Annotated in this window: 3 protein-coding genes; 1 reads left to right on the top strand and 2 read right to left on the bottom strand. The window is 74.6% G+C overall.

What is annotated here, in order from left to right; all coding sequences use genetic code 11:
• Positions 1-1,179 (bottom strand): LuxR C-terminal-related transcriptional regulator (locus tag KS423_RS43405; RefSeq protein WP_224285198.1); only part of this gene is annotated, 1,179 nt, incomplete at its 3' end.
• 177 nt (positions 1,180-1,356) lie between these two features.
• On the opposite strand from KS423_RS43405, the gene KS423_RS43400 reads away from it, so the two are divergent.
• The gene (locus tag KS423_RS43400) at positions 1,357-1,542 is read left to right on the top strand and encodes a hypothetical protein (protein ID WP_224285197.1); all 186 of its coding nucleotides are present in this window, start codon (positions 1,357-1,359) and stop codon (positions 1,540-1,542) included.
• Positions 1,543-1,853: 311 nt separating this feature from the next.
• On the opposite strand, the gene KS423_RS43395 is transcribed toward KS423_RS43400, so the two are convergent.
• Positions 1,854-2,441: a hypothetical protein gene (locus KS423_RS43395; protein WP_263455835.1), complete on the bottom strand. Its 588-nt coding sequence runs from the start codon at positions 2,439-2,441 to the stop codon at positions 1,854-1,856.
• Between the last annotated feature and the right edge of the window lie 29 nt (positions 2,442-2,470).

The raw sequence follows: 2,470 nt of genomic DNA, 5'->3' as shown, positions 1-2,470 counted from the left end.
CTCGCCGCAGGCGGGGCAGGCTGCCGCCCGGACGGGCGCCGCCGCCCGGACGGGCGCCGCCGTCCGTACGGGCTCCCTGGCTTCGACGGGCGGTGTGGCAGGCGCCGGGTGCGAGGTCAGGCCCAGTCGTTCCGCGACCACGCCGGCCTCGAAGCGGCTGTGCGCGCCGAGGCTGTCCAGCAGGTCCGAGACGTGGCGGCGGCAGGTGCGCAGGGAGATGCCGAGGCGGCGGGCGATGGACTCGTCCTTGAGACCCTTCGCGAGCAGCACCAGGATGCTCTGCTTCATCGTCTTGGTGACGTCGTGCGCGGCCTGCGGGCCACTGGCGAACGGGGTCGCGTTCTCCCAGTCCCGTTCGAAGACCGTCAGCAGGTAGGAGAGCAGGTCGGGCTCCCGGATGATCAGCGCGCCGCCGGAGCTGGCGGGCAGCAGGGCCAGCGAGCCGTCCACGATGATCAGCTGCGGCAGCACCTCCGGCAGGGTCCGGATCTCGGCGCCGGCCTCGATGAGCTGCTCCGCGTGCACCCGGGTGGGCTGGTCGAAGCGGGTCGCGTGCTGGTAGAGGCTGCGCATCCTCACGCCCCGGTCGAGCAGCGCCAGGTCGCGCGGCAGCGCCTCGCGCAGGGCGGCCGGGGGGAACGACCCGCCGTGCTTGGAGACCAGCACCTCGCTGCGGCAGGAGTCGATCACGTCGGCGAGCAGCGAGCGCACCGCGAACTTGTCCGGCAGCCGGTCGATGGTGCCCTGCGGGAAGGCGTGCTGGCGGGCCTGGAGGTAGACGGGCACCAGCGCCGCGAGCCCGTCGCGCTGCTGCTGGACGATCCGCCGCTGCTCGCGCAGGGCCTCCTCTCGGGCGCGCAGGGCGGTGTCGCGTTCGGAGAGCAGCTGTGCGGTCGCGGCCTGGGGGCTGACGGGCTGCCAGGCGACCGGGCGCCTGCCTGCGGGGCCCCCGTCCGCCGGGGCGTCGTCGGCGAACAGCTCCTGGAAGAGGCAGGCTCCGGTGAGCTGCCGGACGGCCGCCTCGCACTCCGGCAGGCCCAGGTCGGTCTCGGACGCCGCCTGGGCGAGGGTCGCCGGGGTGAGGCGCTCGTGCACCACCGTCCACCGGTAGAGCGTGACGGCCGCGCTGTCGAGTGCGGGTACGTCGGCGGTCGGGTCGGGGCCGGTCCCGGGCTCCATCGCATGCCTCCTAAAGCTGCCAGGCAGGCTCATGATCCCTTGCGGGGGATGCCGTGGCCATCCGCCGACTGGCAGGGTGACGATCACGGACCGGGCGATGCCGCGGGAACTGCGGAAACGTCCGAAACCTGTGGAACTGTCCCCGAAGTGATGGGAGCTGTCGTCATGCGAGGAATCGTGACGCGGACACTGGCCGCGGTCGCGTTGGGTGCCGCCGCCTGGCTGGGTGGAGTGGCCCCGGCCGGCGCCTCCGTGTTCGACGGCGCGACGCTGACGGACTCCGGCGACGGGCACGGTGGCCACAGCTGCGTCCAGACGACGGCCTGGGGCGACGCCTGGTGTCCCGGTAAGCCGCTGAGCTGACGAGTCGTCGCGGGCGGCTCCCGTCTCCTCCTCTTCTCCGAAAGGAATCTCTGTCATGCACATGGCCCTGAAGCGTCGCGTCCGTACCGCCACCACCGCCACCGGCCGGTCCGGCTCCGCCTCCTCCGTCGAGTCCGCGAGCCCCTCCGGTCGCTGAACCCGGCGAAGTGACGCGCCCTGCACGGGAAGTCGGCAGAGTCGACTTCCCGTGCAGGGCGCGCCGCCGTTCCGGGCCCGACCGTCGACGCGCACCACGTACTCGCCGCTCGCCCGGACCTGCTGCATGGCGTCGTGGGTGGGCCGGCCGTGGCTCAGGCCGCGCGGGGGCGTGGGGCCGTCGTTGCGGTTGCGGTTGCGGTCGCAGTCGCAGTCGCAGTCGCCGGGTGTCGGCGGTGCCGTCGGTGGTACGACACGGTGACGGCCGCCAGCAGCGGGGCCCAGGCGACGGTCGGCAGATAGAGGAAGCCGACCAGGAAGTGGCCGCGCGGGGTCATGTCCGCGCCCGGCATGGCCCACCACGCGGCGAACGGCGTCCACAGCAGGGCCAGGCCGGCGGCGCCGAGCGAGGCCGCGACGACCACCGCGCGCGGGTCGACCGGGCGGCCGCCGAGGAACGGGATCCAGCGGGGCGGCACCGTGCCCCACGGGCGGACCAGCCCGATCGTGAGCAGCGCCAGCGCCTCGGTGCTCAGGCTCAGGAAGACCGGCCACACCGCGCCCCACCCGGAGAAGCCCATCGCCCGGTAGCCGGCCTCGGTGTACCCGCCGTGCCAGCCCGCCACCAGCCCGAGCCGCCACAGTCCGGAGGGCAGCGCGGTGACGGCGGCGAGGTGGGCGGCGCGCACGGCCCAGCGGGGCGGGGCGGGAACGACGGTGGCGGCAGCGGGCGGGGTCGTCATGCCCTCACCCTCCCGCGCGGACCCGGCCC

Origin of the sequence: Streptomyces sp. LS1784 (assembly GCF_020103755.1) — a bacterium.
Lineage (GTDB): Bacteria > Actinomycetota > Actinomycetes > Streptomycetales > Streptomycetaceae > Kitasatospora.
The sequence above is the reverse complement of the archived record's forward strand: the minus strand, read 5'-3'. Positions and strand labels throughout refer to the sequence as shown.